General features: G+C 44.1%; 13 protein-coding genes and 1 pseudogene. 7 read left to right on the top strand and 7 right to left on the bottom strand.

From position 1 onward, the window contains the following. Positions 1–87 precede the first annotated feature (87 nt). Positions 88–662 (bottom strand): annotated as a pseudogene (locus AC6RV6_RS02065) (hypothetical protein). A 138-nt stretch (positions 663–800) separates the two neighbouring features. On the opposite strand from AC6RV6_RS02065, the gene alaS reads away from it, so the two are divergent. From alaS to AC6RV6_RS02050, 3 genes are all read left to right on the top strand, one after another. Next, positions 801–3,443: an alanine--tRNA ligase gene (alaS, locus tag AC6RV6_RS02060; RefSeq protein WP_500238593.1), complete on the top strand. Its 2,643-nt coding sequence runs from the start codon at positions 801–803 to the stop codon at positions 3,441–3,443. 81 nt (positions 3,444–3,524) lie between these two features. Then, complete coding sequence (locus AC6RV6_RS02055) at positions 3,525–4,133, top strand: 7-carboxy-7-deazaguanine synthase QueE (protein ID WP_500238592.1); 609 nt, start codon at positions 3,525–3,527, stop codon at positions 4,131–4,133. Between the two features lie 63 nt (positions 4,134–4,196). After that, a complete protein-coding gene (locus tag AC6RV6_RS02050) occupies positions 4,197–5,585 on the top strand; it encodes a serine/threonine protein kinase (RefSeq protein WP_500238591.1) in 1,389 nt (462 codons plus the stop codon). A gap of 68 nt (positions 5,586–5,653) precedes the next feature. Here the strand turns inward: AC6RV6_RS02050 and AC6RV6_RS02045 are convergent, their stop codons facing one another. Next, positions 5,654–7,072: a DUF3370 domain-containing protein gene (locus tag AC6RV6_RS02045; protein ID WP_500238590.1), complete on the bottom strand. Its 1,419-nt coding sequence runs from the start codon at positions 7,070–7,072 to the stop codon at positions 5,654–5,656. A gap of 191 nt (positions 7,073–7,263) precedes the next feature. On the opposite strand from AC6RV6_RS02045, the gene rsmD reads away from it, so the two are divergent. From rsmD to AC6RV6_RS02030, 3 genes are all read left to right on the top strand, one after another. Further along, complete coding sequence (rsmD, locus tag AC6RV6_RS02040) at positions 7,264–7,815, top strand: 16S rRNA (guanine(966)-N(2))-methyltransferase RsmD (protein WP_500238589.1); 552 nt, start codon at positions 7,264–7,266, stop codon at positions 7,813–7,815. 108 nt (positions 7,816–7,923) lie between these two features. Then, entirely contained in the window at positions 7,924–9,567 is a 1,644-nt protein-coding gene (locus AC6RV6_RS02035; protein ID WP_500238775.1) for a vWA domain-containing protein, read from the top strand. A gap of 6 nt (positions 9,568–9,573) precedes the next feature. Continuing rightward, positions 9,574–10,803, top strand: coding sequence for a protein kinase domain-containing protein (locus AC6RV6_RS02030; RefSeq protein WP_500238587.1), 1,230 nt, complete (start codon positions 9,574–9,576; stop codon positions 10,801–10,803). A gap of 98 nt (positions 10,804–10,901) precedes the next feature. Here the strand turns inward: AC6RV6_RS02030 and dpsA are convergent, their stop codons facing one another. The 5 genes from dpsA to AC6RV6_RS02005 all read right to left on the bottom strand — a co-directional run bounded on the left by dpsA (position 10,902) and on the right by AC6RV6_RS02005 (position 18,077). After that, positions 10,902–11,450 (bottom strand): DNA starvation/stress protection protein DpsA, encoded by a 549-nt coding sequence (gene dpsA / locus AC6RV6_RS02025; RefSeq protein WP_500238586.1) that lies wholly within the window; start codon positions 11,448–11,450, stop codon positions 10,902–10,904. 283 nt (positions 11,451–11,733) lie between these two features. Further along, a complete protein-coding gene (locus tag AC6RV6_RS02020; RefSeq protein WP_500238584.1) occupies positions 11,734–14,199 on the bottom strand; it encodes a tetratricopeptide repeat protein in 2,466 nt (821 codons plus the stop codon). Positions 14,200–14,317: 118 nt separating this feature from the next. After that, on the bottom strand, positions 14,318–14,896 hold the full coding sequence (locus tag AC6RV6_RS02015) for a hypothetical protein (RefSeq protein ID WP_500238582.1): 579 nt from the start codon (positions 14,894–14,896) through the stop codon (positions 14,318–14,320). Further along, positions 14,893–15,363 (bottom strand): hypothetical protein, encoded by a 471-nt coding sequence (locus AC6RV6_RS02010; RefSeq protein WP_500238580.1) that lies wholly within the window; start codon positions 15,361–15,363, stop codon positions 14,893–14,895. The genes AC6RV6_RS02015 and AC6RV6_RS02010 overlap by 4 nt, the downstream gene beginning before the upstream one ends. Positions 15,364–15,401: 38 nt before the next feature. Next, entirely contained in the window at positions 15,402–18,077 is a 2,676-nt protein-coding gene (locus AC6RV6_RS02005; RefSeq protein WP_500238578.1) for an eCIS core domain-containing protein, read from the bottom strand. A 325-nt stretch (positions 18,078–18,402) separates the two neighbouring features. Between AC6RV6_RS02005 and AC6RV6_RS02000 the strand changes: the two genes are divergently transcribed. Beyond that, positions 18,403–20,400: an ATP-binding protein gene (locus AC6RV6_RS02000; RefSeq protein WP_500238576.1), complete on the top strand. Its 1,998-nt coding sequence runs from the start codon at positions 18,403–18,405 to the stop codon at positions 20,398–20,400. Positions 20,401–20,402 lie beyond the last annotated feature (2 nt).

The raw sequence follows: 20,402 nt of genomic DNA, 5'->3' as shown, positions 1-20,402 counted from the left end.
TAAAACTGAATTGATTTAAAAAAAGTGAGTTTGTTTTTTTGCCTCTTTTTGTCGTGAATTGCATTTGTATCAATAGAAAAGTGAACTTTATAATGATTTCACATGATAGATTTGATGCAATTCTTTTAAATTTGTTACTGTTTTAATTCCTTCTAAAATTGCTTGCAGTTTTTCTCCGTCGGCAATCTGACGAATTTCTGGAAGCAATTCTAAGGCGATCGCAATACCAATTATCATTGCTTCTTCACGACCTTCTTCACGACCTTCTTCACGGCCTTCTTCTTTAATTTCCTGATACCAAGGAGAATGTTGCAGTACGGCCATATCCCACCTCATAATTTGTTGTACGACACGAGCTTCTAAGACAAAAGTAGCAAAAAAAGCCAAAAGATTCTCCAACTCATTCAATTGTTCGTCAATTCGCAATCGTCGTAAGGCTTCCCGAATCATATTTTCATCCTCACCTCCTCGAAGAAAAGAAAATCGCCATTTTCAGGAGAATAAGCACGAATGAGAACATCACCCTCTCGACTCACCCATTGAAAATCTGAGGAGGCGCTCTCTCTAACTTCGATCGCAGGATTTTGCGTTACCCAACGCGCTCAACGATTTGGCGCTAAACTAATTAAGCGTTTGTTCCCGATATCGGCCTTTTTGGTCATTCCTTGTTCCCGGCGAACTAGATGCTAACGTACTATAACAGATGCGATCGCATTTTCTCGGCAAAATGACAACAGAAGTTCTAGTAAAAATGTCACAATATTTAAAATGTCCGCAAAATTGTATTTCTAAAAAAACCGATGACTTTTAAAGCAAAATTCCTAGCTGGTGCAGAAATTCGGCAGAAATTCTTAGATTTTTATGCCCAACGACAACATAAAATTTTACCCAGTGCTTCTCTCGTCCCCGAAGATCCTACGGTACTGTTAACGATTGCAGGAATGCTTCCGTTTAAACCGATTTTTCTCGGACAAAGAAAAGCGCCGCAACTTCGTGCTACAACTTCACAAAAGTGCATTCGCACAAATGATATTGAAAATGTAGGACGAACGGCTCGGCATCATACTTTCTTTGAAATGTTAGGTAATTTTAGTTTTGGAGATTACTTCAAAGAAGAAGCGATACAATGGGCATGGGAACTCTCTACAGAAGTATTTGGCTTGCCTCGCGATCGCCTCGTCCCTAGCGTTTTTCAAGAAGATGATGAAGCCTTTGCCATTTGGCGAGATAAAATTGGCGTTTCTGAACATCGCATTCAACGCATGGGACATAAAGATAACTTTTGGGTTTCGGGACCGACAGGACCTTGCGGACCCTGTTCGGAAATTTACTATGATTTTTATCCCGAAAAAGGAGACGAGAATATCGATCTGGAAGATGACACGCGATTTATCGAGTTTTACAATCTCGTTTTCATGCAATACAATCGGGATGCTGAAGGAAATTTAACGCCGTTAGAAAAGCAAAATATCGATACGGGACTGGGATTGGAACGCATGGCGCAAATCTTACAAAACGTTCCTAATAATTACGAAACCGATCTCATTTTTCCGATTATCAAAACAGCAGCAGAAATTGCAAATATTGATTACCATCAAGCTGATGAGAAAACACAAATTTCTTTGAAAGTGATTGGCGATCATGTCCGTTCTGTGGTTCACATGATTGCTGATGGGATAACAGCGTCGAATATAGGTCGCGGTTATGTTTTGCGCCGTCTCATTCGCCGGGTTGTTCGTCACGGTCGTTTATTAGGAATTGAAGAAGCTTTTACCGTTAAAATTGCCGAGACTGCCATCCAATTATCTGAAGCTGCCTATCCCAGCGTGCGAGAAAGAGAAGAAGCGATTAAAGATGAGTTAAAAAATGAGGAAATCCGTTTTGATAAAACTTTGGTCAGAGGAGAAAAATTACTGCAAGAAATTATTGATAAGCTGAAAAGCATCAATAAGAAAGTAATGGATGGGAACAATGCTTTTGTTCTTTATGACACTTACGGTTTTCCTTTAGAATTGACTCAAGAAATTGCTGCTGAACAAGGTATTGAAGTGGATTTGGCAGGATACGATCGCGCCATGAAAGAGCAGATTAAAATGGCTCGAGGAGCGCATGAAACGATCGATTTAACTGTGCAGGAAAGTTTAGATAAATTAGCAGAAAAAGTTCATCCTACGGAGTTTTTGGGTTATACAGAACCACAAGCAAAAGCAATGATTGAAGCGGTTTTAGTTGACGGGAAAACTGTTAGTGTTGCCAATGCAGGAACAGAAGTTCAAGTCGTCTTAGATCGCACGCCATTTTATGCTGAATCTGGGGGACAAGTTGGCGATCGCGGTTATCTTTCGGGAGATAATTTGGTCGTTCGAATTGAAGATGTTCAGAAAGAATCGGGAATTTATATTCATTATGGTCGCGTAGAACGAGGCTATCTGCGATCGGGGGAGAAAGTTGCAGCAACAATCGATCGCGCTTGTCGTCGCCGCGCCCAAGCCAATCATACAGCAACCCATCTCTTACAAGCTGCGTTGAAAAAGTATGTAGATGAGTCTATTTCTCAAGCAGGTTCGTTAGTTGACTTCGATCGCTTACGATTTGACTTTCATTTATCCCGTTCTGTAACCTCAGAAGAGTTGCAACAAATTGAGTCACAGATTAACAATTGGATTGCAGAAGCCCATGAAACTGAGGTGACACTAATGTCATTAGATGAGGCAAAATTGAAGGGTGCAACGGCAATGTTTGGCGAGAAATATGGTGAGGTGGTACGCGTCATCGATGTTCCGGGGGTATCGATGGAATTATGCGGCGGCACTCATGTCAGGAATACGGCAGAAATCGGACTTTTTAAAATTATGTCCGAGTCGGGGATTTCTGCGGGAGTGCGACGGATTGAAGCTGTTGCCGGTCCTGCGGTTTTGGCCTATTTGAACTTGCGAGATAACATTGTGCGAGAATTGAGCGATCGCTTTAAATCTCAACCGGAAGAGGTGTGCGATCGCGTGACCAAATTACAGGACGATTTAAAGGCAGCGCAGAAGGAATTAACAGCAGTTAAAAATGAATTAGCGATCGCAAAATCCGAGCAATTATTATCACAAGCAGAGTCAGTGGGTGAGTTTAAACTATTGGTTGCTAATATGGGAGAAATCGATGCTAAAGCCCTCCAAACAGCCGCCGAACGACTGCAACAAAAATTAGGAGAAGGTGCCGTAATTCTCGGCTCAATTCCAGCAAAGGGAAAAGTAAGTTTAGTTGCGGCATTCAGTCCTAAATTAAACAAAGAAAAGAAACTGCAAGCCGGGAAATTTATCGGCAAAATTGCTAAAATTTGTGGCGGCGGTGGCGGCGGTCGTCCCAATTTGGCACAAGCAGGAGGACGAGATCCCAGTAAGTTGTCAGAGGCGCTAGAAGCGGCGAAAATGCAATTACTGGAACAGTTATAACAATGATGTTCAGATGGGTCGGTGCTATTCATCTGAACATCATTTCAGTTGATAACTGATAACTGATAACTGATAACTGAAATGACGTTCCTTTTAATTCACGAAACTTTTCAAGAAACCATTCAAGGTGAAGGGTATTGGCTGGGGGTGCCATGCGATTTTATTCGCCTTTATGGATGTCCGGTAAAGTGTCCGTGGTGCGATACAGGATATGCTGATGGAGGAAAAGCGATCGCAGTGAAAAAGATAGAGATTAAAGATTTAGTCAAAGAATTAAAAAGCGATCGCGTTGTCATTTCTGGTGGCGAACCTTTTTTTCAACCCAATCTTAAACCTTTAACCGAGGCCATTCTGAAAACAGATAGAAAAGTGTCCATCGAAACCTCTGGCTCTCGCTGGCAGTTGCTATCATCACAAGTGTGGATTACTCTGAGTCCGAAAGAACATCTTAACGCCGAATTTCCTGTAATTCCAGAGTTTTGGCAGCGTGCTAATGAAGTTAAAATTGTGATTAGTGATGGTAAAGAACCTTATTTTTATCAACAATATTGGCGATCGCAATGTCCTCTATTTTTTCAACCCGAGTGGACCGATCGCGATCGCACAATTCCTTTAACTTTAAATTTATTGAAAGCGTTTCCCACAGCACGACTATCCCCTCAATTACATAAATATATCAATATTCCTTAAGGGATGCGATCGCGATCGCTTTATTTCGATTAGCATAAAATTACAGTCTTCGAGTAAGCTGACATGAGCCATTCAATTATTAATGGACGCTACAAAATCAAAAAACGCTTGAGTAACAAAGGTTCTCGACAAACCTTTTTAGCATTAGACATCGAAACACAAGAATCTGTTGTTCTCAAAGTATTATTATTTGGCCATGATTTTCAATGGCAGGATCACAAACTCTTTGAACGCGGTGCAAATGCCCTGCGATCGCTCTCTCATGACCGCATACCTCGCTATTTAGGCTATTTCGACCTTAATACCAGCAAAGCCAAAGGATTCGTTCAAGTTCAAAGTTATGTTCCTGCTCAATCTCTCCAGCAACATTTAGATTCAGGACGAACTTTTAGCGAAGCAGAAATGCAACAGCTTGCGAAAGACTTACTAGATATTTTAATTTATTTGCATAGCCGACAACCTGCCGTGATTCATCGAGATATTAAACCCAGTAATATTCTTTTAGGCGATCGCTCGGGTAACCATGTTGGTAATGTTTATCTGGTGGATTTTGATTCTATTCAAACTCACGGTTCCGCACAACCTCGAAACACCATGACCATTGTAGGAACTTATGGTTATATGCCTCCCGAACAATTTGGCGGCAAGACTTCTCCCGCTTCAGATTTGTATAGTTTAGGGGCAACTTTAATTGCGATCGCAACCGGAAAACAACCCTCAGATTTACCGCAAAAGAACTTAAGAATTGACTTTGCAGGAGCAACGAATCTCAGCCCTGATTTTATCCATTGGTTAAAATGGTTGGTAGAACCGAGCCTCGATCTACGCTTATCTTCTGCCCGAGAGGCATTGCAAGCATTAGAAAATCCTTGTTTGCCTCCCGCACCTTCGCAAGTTAATCCTCCTACATTTGGGAAACCCAACGATAGTAAAATTATCCTGCATCAACAGAAAAACATCTTACATATTATTATTCCCGCTCCCGGATTTCGTCAACTTACTCTTACCAATAAAATTGCTTATATTATCCTTTTTCTGATTGGCCTACCTATGTTTTCTCCTTTCCTCCTCTCAACTATTTTTGCTATTTTTGCTGCTTTCACTGGAGCATTTTCAGCAATATTGTTACTTCCATTCTCGATAATACCAGCAAGTATTGGTTTCGCTTTTATGCTACCTTTAATGAAGTGTTTGCTCTGGGAAACACATCTAAAAATTGATTCAGTCAATATTTTAATGTATAATAATATGATTATTAAAATCAAGCATAAAAAGGCATCTAGGCGCGATTTTTTAGCATTACGTTCTGAAAAAGGTATACTATCTCGCCCTAGATTGTTACTCACAACCCGCGATCGCATCTTTGATATCCCCAATATAAATTCTGCTGAGAAAGACTGGTTAGCGAAAGAAATTAGTCAATGGTTAAAAGTTCCGATCGATAAAACTTAAAACCATATCAAGCGATCGCATTGCTTAGCCTAACAAAATGCGATCGCTTCTTGTTTACTCGAGGTTAATTACTCGAAATTAATCTCGATTTTTTCCTCTGCTCCTTTATTCACCTGTAACGTATTATCTTCTGTACTCACGGTTAAAACTTGCGGAGGAGTCGCATCAGGAGGATAGAGCAATTCAACCGTCACATTCCGCATCATTCCCGGTTTTAAATTCAGGGTTACTAAAGGTTCTCCTTGCTCTCCTTGACGCTGTACCAAATGGAAAAACTGCTCCCGTAACAGTCCGATTTCATCTTTATAACTGACCCGGATGCTCCCTCGGAAGAAAATGCGATCGTTAGGGGGTTCTAAAAACTCCAATTCTCCGATCTCGCGATCGTGTTTGAGGGGGGTTTGTAGACTGAGGGTAACTGTTTTGCGGCGATCGCCATTATTCTTTAACGGTAAAGTAAATTGATAATGCACCCCATAATTTCCATGAGCCAAATAGGCCGTATCGGGATAGCGCACTAACATTGGCGCACTTTGAATTTGTCCCGTCCCTAAAGTTCCGGCATTAACCGTACTAATCGGATAAGAAAAAGCCTCTCCGGGGGAAGGAATGCTTAAATGAGAACTGCCTTCATCGACAATTTCCGTCTGCCATTGAGACCCTCGAGCCACACCGGCCACGCGACCGTAAATCACCTCTCGTCTCGTTTCCTCTAACGGTGTCGGCTGGCGATCGCGAGGAAACGCCAAATACCCTTGGCTCAATAACTTTTCCCATTCTTCTAAGGTCGGGGGACGGTGGGCGCGTTGGCGACCTCGTTGGATAGCGGGCATGGCTAAACTGGCCATATACACTTCCCCGGTTGTTTCTACCTTCACCAATGTCGAGCGTGCATTGCCCAAATGAATCGGCAAATTAAATAATACTTTGCTTTCGCCCGGTTCGAGAATCAAGCGATCGGGAAACTCATCCTCATCTACACCCCGCAAAATATCACTCGCCAACCGCGATCCCGGTCCAGAAAACACCGTCCCCGCACGATTATCCACAACGGGAGGCAAATCAATAAACGGCGCGTCGGGGTTAGTCACATAACTGACTCCTTGCAACACATTCATGACCACGGGATAATCGTTGGGATTGCGAACAACGAGAGCGTGATATTTAGGCAACCAATCTGCACGAGTCCGCCCCCGAGCAATATGATGGCTAAAGATATCAAAACGTCCTCGCAAGGGTAAATCGAGATGAGCACGGGGAGCTAACATTCCTTCTGGGGGAAACGTGGATAATAAAATTCCCGCCGAGTAGATAATTTCTGGACTATTGCTATTAAAAACGGGAACCTCGTTTAACTGTCCCGGTAATACTCTGATTTCCTGTGGCTGTACAATTGTTTCTTGGGTTTCTTGAGGAGGTAAATAAAAAGCGTCGATGGAGGTTTGGGGTACTTGGGCAAGGGTGAGGGCAGATAGTAAAGACAACATAAGCAATGCAAAAGTAAGGAGGGAATTTACGCATTACGCGGATAAAGACAAACTCGATCGCACCCCGCAATAACTGTAATCCTGATGGGTTATCTTATCATTGGGTGCGGAATTGTTAACATTTTTTTCACAATTTACGAATCTATCTCAATTCGTCATTCTCAAGTTATCAATGCAATCTGGACAATAAGATGAGAATTTACGGAAATCGCTCGCTCAAAACCATGCCGGGACGAAGTATTCGCCCAACTCCTGCCCGAGTGCGAGAGGCGTTGTTTAATATATGGCAAGCGGAAATTTCTGGTTGTCGGTGGTTGGATATCTGTGCGGGAAATGGCTCTCTTGGAGCCGAGGCGCTCTGTCGCGGTGCATCGGTAGTGGTGGGACTCGAACTCAGGGGACGCGCCTGCCAAATTGTGCGGAAAAATTGGCAACAGGTGGCTCAGTCTTCGCAAAGCTGCCAAGTTATTCGCGGGGACGTGCGACAAACCTTAAAACGTTTGCGAGGACAACAATTCGATCGCATCTATTTCGATCCGCCTTACCAAAGCGAACTCTACAATCCGGTTTTAGAGATTGTTGCTCGTAAGAATCTTTTAGCTGAGTCTAGCGGAGAAATTGCCGTAGAATACAATCCTAAATTTTGGACTCCTGAAGCGATCGCTCCTTTAGAAACCTGCCGTCAAAAAACTTACGGGAATACAGCATTGGTTTTTTTTAGCTCTGAAAAAGATTCTGTGTAATAGGGAATTCCTAAGTTCGCCATTGTATCAAAAACTGAAACAGGGCAGCGATCGCGATCGCGATCGTTCTACCCTAGAGTTGGCAAATCATTCCGGTTGGGGGAGATGATGAAAAACAGAACCAAGGCGATCGCTTATCTCAGTCTTTTTGCGATCGTCGGACAGTTAGCGATCGCCTGTGACGCACCCCAAAGCGGGGGAAGTAGTCGCGATCGCACTCTTTTAGAAAAGAGAGTCACGACTTCAGAATCTGTTGCTGAAGCCCCTGTAACCACCGCACAACAAGCACCAGCCCCGGCCAATCTTCCCTCAACTTCCCAAAGAAATACACAACCAGAAGCAGAAAGTACGGAAACCTACGATCGCATTGAAGAAACCGGCTTTAAACTTGCAGCCAATCACCCATTCTCAACATTTTCCATTGATGTCGATACGGCATCCTATAGTAATCTTCGCCGTTTTATTAATAACGGGCAAGTTCCTCCTAAAGATGCGGTGAGAATTGAAGAATTAATAAACTATTTTAACTACGAATATCCCCAACCCCAAGGGAATGAACCTTTTGCAATTGTTACAGAAGTCTCGCGATCGCCGTGGAATCCCCAACACCAACTCGTCCATCTTGGCATCCAAGGGAAAAAGATTTCTACGGAAGATTTACCTCCTAATAATCTCGTCTTTTTAATTGATGTTTCGGGATCGATGAATAATCAGAACAAATTACCTTTACTTCAATCGGCATTTAAGTTATTAGTCGGAGAAATGAGACCAGAAGACAAAGTGAGTATTGTCGTTTATGCAGGTGCGGCTGGGGTTGTTTTACCTCCGACATCTGGCGATCGCAAAGATATTATTTTAGCCGCGATCGATCGCTTGACAGCAGGCGGTTCGACAGCAGGAGGAGAAGGAATTAAACTGGCTTATCAATTGGCAAAAGAGAACTTTAATCCTTCGGGTAATAATCGCGTTATTCTGGCAACAGATGGAGATTTTAATATTGGCATAAGCAGCGATACGGAATTAGTTAAACTCATCGAAGAGAAGCGGAAAGATGATATTTTTCTCACTGTTTTAGGCGTTGGCATGGGAAATTTACAAGATTCCAAAATGGAGAAACTAGCCGATAAAGGCAATGGAAATTATGCTTATATCGATAACGAACTAGAAGCTAAGAAAGTTCTCGTCAAAGAAATGGGAGCAACTTTATTCACCATTGCCAAAGATGTCAAAATTCAAGTCGATTTTAATCCCGCAAAAGTTAAAGCCTATCGTCTCATCGGTTACGAAAATCGACGTTTAAAAGATGAAGATTTTAACGACGATAGTAAAGATGCGGGAGAATTAGGGGCGGGACATACCGTAACGGCACTTTACGAGATCGTTCCCGTTGGTGTCGAAAGCAATGTTAAATTGCCAGATATTGATTCATCGAAATATCAAAATAGTGAAGCGACAAATTCCGATGAATTGATGGAAATAAAATTACGTTACAAACAACCCGATAGCAATACTTCTCAGTTAATTTCCTACCCGATCGGAGATACCGAGAAGCCTTTTAATGCAGCTTCAGAAAACTTTAAATTCTCAGCAGCCGTAGCCAGCTTTGGTATGGTTTTACGAGATTCTCCCGATAAAGGTCAAGCCAGTTTTGCACAAGTGTTAAAATTAGCTCAAGAGTCTCAAGGTGTGGATCTCGAAGGTTATCGATCTGAGTTTATTCGTTTGGTTCAAACCGCAATGAAAAATCAATAATGAACAATGAACAAACAACCAATAACAAACAAGCAATTTGCCGATCGCGGTTATCAAATCGAAAAACCGTTAGGTCAAAATAAACTCGGAGGACGAGTCACTTATCTGGCTCAACATACTCCGACAGCAATGCCAGTCGCGATCAAGCAATTTCAATTTGCCAAACTGGAAACAACGTGGTTGGCTTATGAGGCACACGAACGAGAAATTGAGATTCTGAAGGGCTTGGATCATCCTCAAATTCCTAAGTATCTCGATTCTTTTGAAACCGAAGATGGATTTTGTTTAGTACAAGAATATAAACCCGCTCATCCTTTAGCGATCGCTTTTCCCATTCCGGCAAAAGAAGTTCAAAAACTTGCCCTTTCAATTTTAGAAATTTTAGTTTATTTACAGACCCAAAAACCGCCAATTTTTCACCGCGATATCAAACCGGAAAATATTCTCATCGATCCCCAAGATCCAACTCGCGCTTATTTAATTGATTTTGGCTTTGCATGTCCCGATCGCGAGGATATTGCTGCGAATAGTACCATTAAAGGCACCTTGGGCTTTATGCCTCCAGAACAAATCTTAAATCGTCCTTTGAGTAAAGCCTCAGATTTATATAGTTTGGGAGTTACGTTAATTTGTTTGCTGACGGGAACGCGATCGCAACAAGTCGGTAATTTATTTGATAATCACAATCATCTCAAATACAAGCATTTATTATCTGATGCTAGTCCTCGCTTCCTGCGTTGGTTAGAGAAAATGACAGCAACTTCTCCGAGCGATCGCTATCTCGATGCTAAAACAGCTTTAACAAGTTTGCAAAAATTTTCTTTAAAATCTACTTTTAAACTGTCCTTTCAACCTTGGTTAAAAGTCGCTGTCGGAGGCGCAGTCGGAGTCAGTGTCGGGGTATTAGTCAGTATTTTAACCCGTCCTCCTTTGCCCATTGTATCACCCATTGAAACGCCTCCTGCGATCGGTCTTCCCAACCCGGAAAATCCTAAACCTATTGGGAAAATTTATAAATGCCCGGGATGTAATTTGAGTGGAATGAATCTCAGGAGTAGAGACTTAAGAAATGCGAATTTGAGAGGGGCAGATTTAACAAAAGCCGATCTCAGAGGTGCCTATTTAAAAAATGCCGATCTCAGCCATGCCGATCTCAGAGGTGCCAATTTGAAAAGTGCGGATTTAACCAATGCCAATTTAACGGGAGCTAATTTGAAAGGTGCTAAATTAAATTAAATTAATTGTGATTTATGTCTAATTGTTCATTGCTGATTTTTAAAGGTCAATAAATGTTGACCTTTAAAAATGTCTGGTTTCGCGATCGCCTTTAAACTCTAACCTTGACCAACAAACGACATAGTTAAACTATCAGAAGCGAGGAAGTGACTCAAGTGATAAGCTCGTTCCTCCGTATCGAGTAAAATCTTTTCGTACATATAGCGAGTAGCGCGATCGCCTAAACTTTCGGTTTGTGCGGCTTGAGAACGCAACAGCTTAATGATTTCTTGTTCCGCCCTTAAATCGTGTTCGACCATGCTACGCATATCGTAAGCGCCATCTTCTTCAGGAGAGAAGCAGCACAATTCAGCCAATTTGCCAAAGCTGGCCACGGGAATTCCTCCCAAACCGTTCAAGCGTTCGCCGAGTTCGTGAATGTGGCCTTGTGCGTCACCGAGATATTCGTTAAAGGTCTCGTGTAAAGCATAAAACTCAGAGCCTTCCACGACAAAATGATGCTTTTGGTATTGCAGATATAACGCCTGAAAACTCGCTAAGACCATGTTTAAGCCTTCACAAACAGGAACAGTAACATTTTTATCCAACCCAACAACGTTCTCTTCGACTTCATTCAAAGAACGCAATAAGCCAGTAGTGACAACCATGAAACCCTCTCCTTCTCATTAAAGAATTTTGTTGATAGCCCCACAATAGCAAAAAGATTTAATTATTGACAATATTGTTTTCCTATCTTCCCTCAGACAGAGGCAAAAACCCTTGCAATACGGTTTTTTAAGAAAGATTGAGCTAAATGAAAGTTTTTTTAAGAATTCAAGTTTTTTTAAGAAAGATTCTCAAGTATTGTAAAAGATGATGCAACACCAGCGTGTCAAATCAGTATTCGCAATTTGCCATGTCCAGCAAATTGCGAATTTCAAATTGTTATCCCTACTCTCGCAAAAACCGTTCGGTTTGTTGGAGATTGTCCCGAGCCGCGTCATAATCGGGATTAAGTTCGATCGCCCGTCGGAACTGGTCTAAGGCTGCATCAAACTCTCCTTGTTCTCGCAGAGCCAAACCCAAAGCATTGTAAGCATAAGCATTACCGGGATCCCGTTGTAAGGCTTGTCGATACGTCGCGATCGCTTCCTCTAAATTGCCCTGACGATGGAGAACCGTCCCCAGTAACACCCAAGAAGGAATATTGCTGGCATCGAGTTCAACCGCTTGACGGAAAGAGGCTTCCGCTTTTTCTAAATTTTCTAACTCCAATTGCGTCAAACCCAATTGATAATAAATACCAGTAGCCTCGGGAGCGAGTTCTAGAGCCTCTTGAAAAATTCGCTCAGCTTCCTCGAGTTGACCTTGATTTTTGCGAGTCATGCCAAGAAAAAAGCGCGTTTCCGCAGAATCCGGGCGAGACTCGATCGCCTCTTGAAACAAAGCCGCAGCCGCTTCGCGATCGCCGCGTTGTTCGAGGGCATTGCCGAGCTTCAGGTAGACCTTGGGATCGTCAAGCTCGAGTTGAATGGCACGACGATAGGCCGTCACCGCCCCATCCCAATCTTGTCGTTTTTCCAATACCGTTCCCAAATTGTAATAACTCCAAGCAAAATCCGGCTGCACTTCAATCCCTTGCCGGAAGGCAGCGATCGCTTCTTCGAGTTGACCTTGTTGACTCAAAATCGTGCCGATGGCGTTATAAGCTCCGGCATTGCGCGGCTCAATGGCGATCGCCTGTCGATAATGCTGTAAAGCTTCTTCCGTGCGCCCTTGTTGTTCGCGAATAATCGCGAGATTATTGTGAGCGAGGGCATATTCGGGGTCGATTCGGAGCGCCTGTTCGTAAGCGATCGCCGCTTCGTCTAACTTGCCGCCGCGTTCGAGTAAATAGCCTAAATTGCTGTGAAAAACTGTAAATTCCGGGGCAACCTTCACCCCTTGAAAAGTCAATTCGATGGCTTCTTGCCAATTACCTTGTTGTTGCAGGAGAGAACTGAGAAATAAGTAAAGTTTCGGATCGTTAGGAGTGCGTTCTAATGCCTCTCGATACACGCGTTTTGCTGCCTCAATTTCTCCTTGTTCTGTGAGGAGCTTACCGAGATCGAGATAAGCGGAAGGATTCGGGGCACGCTCGATCGCTTGTTGTAAAGAAGCGATCGCCGCATCGGTTTGCTCTTGCCGGCGTTGAATTTTACTGAGGGCAAGATAAGCCGTAGAACTGCCTCGGGCAGCTTGCAAAGCGTTGTCGGGTTCGTTTTCCCGCTCAAACTGTCGGTTGAGATCGTCATAGATTTGAATTGCTGCTTGGAAAACCGCGATCGCCTCCTCAAAGCGTTGTTGTTCGGCAAAAATGCTCCCCAAACGGAAGAATGCTACCCCAGAATTGGGATCGACGCGGGCGGCTTGTTGGAAATAATCCAAGGCTTCCTCGAGTTCGCCAGCTTCGGCGGTTGCATAACCCAAGCCCACATAAGCGAGAGGAAAATCCGGTTCGAGTTCTAGCGCTCGGTTGTAGCTGGCGATCGCTGCAATCGTATTCCCCTGACGTTTGAGAACATTGCCCAAATTGACGTAGAAAATGGGCGCATTGGGTTTGAGTTCGATGGCTTTGCGATAAGCAGCAATCGCATCGGGATAGTTTTCCTGTTCCCGGAATACCAGTCCCAAAGTCGAATAAGTCCAAGGATTATCGGCATCGAGAGCGAGGGATTTTTGTAATGCCGCGATCGCTTCGTCATAGCGTTCTTCTTTGCCGAGGGCGCTCCCCAGTTCGAGGTAAGATTGAGCGTCATTGGGATCGAGTTGAATGGCTTGATTGTATTGCGCGATCGCTTCCTCCCATTGTCCTTGTTTAACGTAAATGTAACCCAACCCATTGTGAGCCACGGCATGGGTATTGGCGGCAACTCCGGGTAAATCGATGACGGGTGCATCCGGCATGGCGAGGACGCGATCGAAGAGTGCTTTTGCTTGCGGGAAATCGCCGCTTTCCGTGAGAGCAAATCCCAACCCGATATAAGCGAGAGGATATTCGGCATCGAGGTCGATGGCATTGCGGTAGGCTCCGAGGGCGCGTTCTAACTGGCGGCTGCCCATGAGAGCAATGCCTAACCCCGTGTAGGTTTTCGGGGCATTGGGGTTAAGTTCGAGGGAACGCCCGTAAGCCGCGATCGCTTCTTCGTATCGATCTTGTTCTCGTAGGGCATTGCCCAACTGGTAATAAGCAAACGCATTGGTGCGATCGCTATCAATAATTTGCTGCCAAATTTGTTGGGCGCGGGAGTAATTTCCGGCAGCAAAGGCAGCTGTTCCTCGGTCTTGTAATTGCTCTATTGTCTGTGCTAGAACCCATTGCGGGGCTAAGGCAAGGGAGCCAGCCAGCATCCAGAGGCTCAAGTTTCGTCGTATCACGATTATTCCCCAATTCCTGATTTTTCTTTAAGATATATTACTGAAAATTTGGGGGAGCGATCGCAAGGAAGAAAGAAAAATCGATCGAAAAAAAAACGCGATTGGGTTTAAGGACTATTTACCATAACTCTACAGCGCCAAAAGTAGCCCCTGCACGAACGCTATCGTTAGCCGTAACAATATTTCTTGGCATTCTCGGCAAGCAAGTAGAAAGAAAGGACAGCCCAATTTTCCACGCCCAATTTTTTTGCCGTGCCAACAAAATATACAAACGAATCAAATCCGGCTCTTGCGAAAGTTGCGCTAAACCCGTATATAAATGCACTTCATCCACATGCAAACGCTTTGCCAACTCCTGAAATGTTCCGCAATATTCCCATTCCAGCATTTGAGGCTCGTATTCTTTGAGAGAAAGAAGAGGAATGCCCGTAAATTTCACGATTGCTTCAACCCAATTTCGGATCGAGTCTTGGGGATTTGCCTGGGTCATCGCGCTAACCGTTAAGAGTTCTCCTCGATACCTCCCTTGAAAAAGATGCTCGGTTTCCAGACCTGTCTCGTTAACACGAGGATTGGTTTCCCAGCCTCGTCGCAGGGGCAAGCGATAATGCAGGTCTGTATTCTCGACGATTTGTACCGGCCAGTCTTCTAATTCTATCGGTTGAACCCACGTGGGCAATTTTGCTTTTGCATTCATTGAATTTCTTCCCAGCCATTAGGTTCCATCAATTGCCAGCGATCGCTCGGGTCGAGTTCGAGAAAGAGACGACCGCGAAGACCGGGAGCAGGCTGTTGATATTGACCCACCGGGCCGGCCCATCCTGCCGGACGCTCTCCTGTTTGCCGATAATAAATGGTGAAAGGTTGACCGACTGCGGGCATTGCTTCGGGGTTTTCATCCTCGGGGTCTTCTCGATTCTCGGGGAAGTTGTCTTGCTCGATCGCTTCAACAGCGATCGTAACGCGATAGTGCCAATCTGTCCCGGCAGCCATCTTTATCTCTTCGCGAGAGACCTCTTCTACTCGACCGACCAGAACAAAATCGGCCTCTTCTTGTAAATCTTCTGGAGATCGGGGAGGAAGTGCTGCCCGAGCCGGTTGAGCAATGATTAGCGCGATCGCGATGCCGAGCAATAAACTAATCCCGAAAAGTAATGCGTTCATGAGTCTTTCCCCAAATCCAATTGAGACGAATAAGGTCGCTAAGTAGAAACGACGCGATTGCCAAAATGAACATCTTGGTAGTACCGGAGGAATTCCCCCAGTTCCAAGTCAAAAGTTCCGGTATTTTTATTCAATGTATCCTCATCATCTTCTCGAACGGGTGTTTGTGTGTCATCAATTTGCACTTTGTCTTCTTCATCTCTTTTATACTCAACACCATAAGATCCCCAAGGATTGCGAAGTTTAAGGAATTTGAGCGAGTCTTCTTCCGAGTAACCAATAACAGAGTAAGCGTGATTGCCAGCCAATCCTCGCGCTTTGGATTCTCCCCCGCTATGCCCTTCTCCTTGACTGGGCTCGGGCAATTTTGGTGAGGTACTTGCGCCGACATATTGACCGGCATCAAGGGCATCTTTGATGGCGCTAAATACATCCTCTTGACCCGTACTATAGCTTCCGGCTTCCGTTCCGGGATATACTCGCTTAATACTATCGACTATTTTTAGTTTAATTCCTTCGTCGAGATCGCTCACTTCGTTTAAGTCATCAATTACGGGCAGGAAAGCCTCAAGATTGTTGGCTGCACCTGCTTGTCTGAATTTCTTGATTAGCAGTAAATTCGCTGGATTTAAGGCCCAGTCTATCAACTCTAGCGCTTCGGTGTCATCGCCACCCGTAATTTTATAAGGTTGGGATGTCGGCAATCTCTTGGCTCTCAGTTTGGGAATGGTCAACATTAACTCGTATGCTCCTTTTGTGTCCATACCATCCCCAATATTTGCCTGATCCCAAAAACTATAATTGTGTTTGCTATCAAATCCACCTTGTTCGCTTATATCCACCTTCCTTGCATTTTGTCCGGTTAAAGCTTCCCAAGCCTCACTCATTTGACCGCCTTCCATTTCGTAGTAAGATTCCGAACGCACAGCAGTCACGGTATAGGCTTTTTCAATAAAATTGACCCATAACGCCCCACGAGAACGACGACCCTTACTGACGACATTCTTTTTCAGTTCAATATACTGCGGTAAGCCGCCACTATAAAGGCGCACGGTCACTTTGCCCGAACCATTGTCTTTCATCATGCTGTAGATAAATTCCGGATCGGTTCTGACAACTGAGGCGACGGCAGCCATCAGATAGCAATCGCCAATGGCCCCCTGCCGAACGTCTTCCATATCCGGAACTCCGTCGAAAATAGGAACATCGTTGGCAACATCTTCATGCACATATTTTCCTTGCTTGATTTTTCCTGCGGGAACGTATCCAGCTTTCTCCGTGATAAATTTGGGTTTACCGTTCTTGTCATCATCGTCTTTCTTCTCAATGGTATAGGGTTGAACGTGTCGTACGCCCTCAACTCCGGGAACTTCTCGTTCCATACACAGATCTCCTTTATTTGCCGTAGCAATGACAGTATTTCCGTCATCAGTCAGATCTGCATTCTCATAGATATTGGCATTACGTTTGAATTTCCCTTCCAAGGCGGGTTCTTTACGAATAATTGTTGCTTCTTCGGGAATTGTTAGTGCTCCAGATTCTCCATACATGCCATTGTAGAGCGCATCGCTCCATTTCACGCCATCAAGGGTGTTTTTCTGGGGTTTTAGAGTGGTAATCGCGGCTTTTTCTGCGTCAACTTCGTTATGTATTTTCAAAACTGCTTCGTATCGCTTCTGACTTGCCTCGTCTTTGTGAGCACCAAGGTATCTCGAACTATTGCTTTTGATAGTGTTCAATAGCAAATGTAATTCCAGTTCTTGGTTATCAAAATCCGAGTCTGAAATCGCTCTTTCTGTGTCATGCAGGTAGGCATGATATTCGTTTAACTTTGCAATAATAGCTTTATATTTTTCGCTCATCCCAACAAATAAAATGTTGTCTTTGGGTTTTCCTCCCATCGCGATTAACTGCTTGCTGGTAAACAGAGCTTGGATTTGGGGGACGGGTTGACGGGCGATAGAAATTGACTGCGGGGTGACTTCTACGCCTTCTGTGTCGATTTGGCGCTGTACATTTGCTCCCCCTTGTTGTACGACATGGGTTAATTCGTGGGCAATCAATCCTTGCCCTTCTCGATTTTCGGGAGCGTATTCTCCCTGTTTGAAAAAGATATGCTGTCCGGTGGTAAAGGCTTTGGCTTGTATCGATTCGTTCAACTGATGGGAAGCACTATCGGTATGGACTTTCACGCTGCTAAAGTCTGCGCCCATTGCTGTTCCCATCGTCTCTTGTAACCCTGTATTTAGAGGTTGCCCGCTTCCTTTGGCTTGTTGTAGGGAACTTTCAAATTCTGAGGAGACGCTTCCGCCTGCTATTGCGTTTTGTAATTGTAAGTCTGGTTTCAGTTGTAGGCGATCGCTTTCAGGGAGCTGTCCTCGATCGTCCCGATCTGGTTGGATTTCTTCAGTTTTCGGGGTGTTAATTCGTTCGACGACATCGGTAGCGACGCGATCGGCTTCTTGCTCGTATTTATCTCCGACTTCTCCAATTGTGAGTTTTGCCTGTACTGGAGCAACTCTGGCATTGCCAAACATTCCGCCTAAAGGATCTTGCAAGTTTGTTTGCCAATTTTCTGTACTGGGCTGCCATTCAGGCATTACTGCTTTTTTCGCTTTTTTCGCCTGTAGAACGGGAGAAGAATTAAGGCGGCCAGTGTTTTGAGGTTGTTGACTTTTTTGGTGCGACGAATGAATGCGCTGGCGATTACCCATGAGAGTTACTCCGGAAACTTAAGAAAATTCTCGTCTCGATACTCAATTTTATTGGAGAAAAAGAAGAAAGTGTATTAGACTTTTGGTTAATTTTAATTTAAGAAATTGCTCGAGTTCGCCCAACAAGGCAAATACTCTTGATAATCTGAGTTAGTGTCATTATAATTATATTCTTCTAGAATAATAAATGACCCTTGTGCAGTTTTATTCCTTTCCCTGCTGTGGAGAAATCACACTCTTCCATCGCAATTGGGTTGCCATAGAAGCGATCGCATCAATGTTAAAAATTAACGTTAAAAATTAACTCTATCGAAATCGTAAGATAATGTTCTCTTCTCAAAATAACTTAGAACGTGAAAATTGGCATCAAAATAACTTTAATTATATTACTATTGAAATCAATCGCATCCGTTACCATCTCGATCGCCACATTGCTCGCCTTCAGAAAAAGGAAGCAGAATTCCCTCGTGGCGAACCGATTGGCGAGTCTGAGGCAATTGCTGAAGAAATGGAATCTCCTCCTGCGATCGCGCATCTCTGCAAGCTCTTGAATTTATCCCAGTTCGAGAAACAAATTCTTCTGCTTTGTGTCGGTAGAGCCATCCATCCGCATTTTTCCAATCTATGCACTCTAGCTCAAAATAATCCCGAGCGCGATTATCCTACTTTTGGACTGGCTCTACAGCTTTTTCCTTCGGCAAATTGGCACGCTCTGACACCGCGATCGCCTCTGCGTTATTGGAATTTAGTCCACCTCGCTGCCGGAGAAGATATCACCCAAGCCCGCTTGCAAATTGATGAGAGCATCCTGCACTATATTCTCGGGGAACCCTATCAAGATTATCGCCTCGCAGGAATCATCGAAATGATTTCCCCGAGCCTTTCTTCTCCTCTACTCCCTTCTCGTTTAGCGATCGCAGAAGAAGCGACGAATAGTTTGCTCTCCTCACAAACGAATCGCGCTGAGAGTTCGACTGTGCAACTGTGTGGCGGCGATATTGAGGAGCGAGTCGCGATCGCTCGAGGGATCGGCAATCGCTTAGATTTAGCACTACAGGCCATCTCCACTCGTAATTTACCCACCAATCGCGAAGATCTGCAATATTTACTTGCCCGTTGGCATCGCACTTTTGAGCTTACTGGGAGCATTTTACTCGTCGAATGCGATCCGCTCAATTTTTCCGCACCAGAGAGACAAACAGCCCTCGCTAACTTTTTGCAAGGCATTAAAACACCTCTTATTTTATCTTCTCCGACTCGTTTTTACACGCAATACCATCTTTTTGTGACTTTTGATATTTCTCCATTGACCTATCAAGAGCAACTCAACTTGTGGGAATCATTTTTAGGGGATACGGTGACAAAATTAAACGGTCATTTACCGGCGATCGCTTCTCAATTTAACCTCTCTCCGGCAACGATCCAAAGCGCGAGTCATATTGCCCAACAAAATGAAGATGTGGAAATGGGCGATCGCCTCTGGAATTTCTGTCGTACTCAAGCGCGTCCTTGCTTAGACGATCTCGCTCAACGCATTGCAACAAAAGCAACATGGGAAGATTTAATCTTACCCAAACAGCAGATGCAAAGTTTGCAAGAAATGCTTGCACATTTGCGACAGCGCGTGAGAGTTTACGAAGACTGGGGATTTGCTCGTAAAGAGCGACGAGGGTTGGGCATTAGCGCTCTCTTTTCCGGGCAAAGCGGCACGGGTAAAACTACGGCGGCGGGTATTTTAGCGAGAGAGTTGAATTTGGATCTCTATCGCATCGATCTTAGTGCTGTAACGAGTAAATATATCGGCGAAACGGAGAAGAATTTAAAACGGGTATTTGATGCCGCAGAAGGAGGCGGAGCAATTTTACTTTTTGATGAAGCTGATGCTATCTTTGGCAAGCGCTCTGAAGTGAAAGACAGCCGCGATCGCTATGCTAACATGGAAGTGAGTTATTTATTACAGCGCATTGAATCTTATCAAGGTTTGGCGGTGTTGACCACGAACTTAAAAACTGCGATCGATCGTGCTTTTTTGCGTCGCATTCGTTTTGTTATTCAGTTTCCTTTCCCTGATGCCCAAAACCGACAGCACATTTGGGAACGAGTTTTCCCGCACAATATGCCCAGAGAAGGGATAGATTATACAAAATTAGCGAATCTGAGTGTAACGGGAGGAAATATTCACAATATTGCCCTGAATGCTGCCGTACTTGCTGCCGATGCCAATGAATCTGTGCAAATGAAACACCTTCTACAAGCATCAAAAAGCGAATGCGTAAAAATAGAAAGAACAATGACGGATAAAGAAACTCGAGATTGGGTTTAAAG

Source organism: Spirulina sp. LEGE 11439, assembly GCF_059821285.1.
This window is presented reverse-complemented; position numbering and strand designations above follow the sequence as displayed.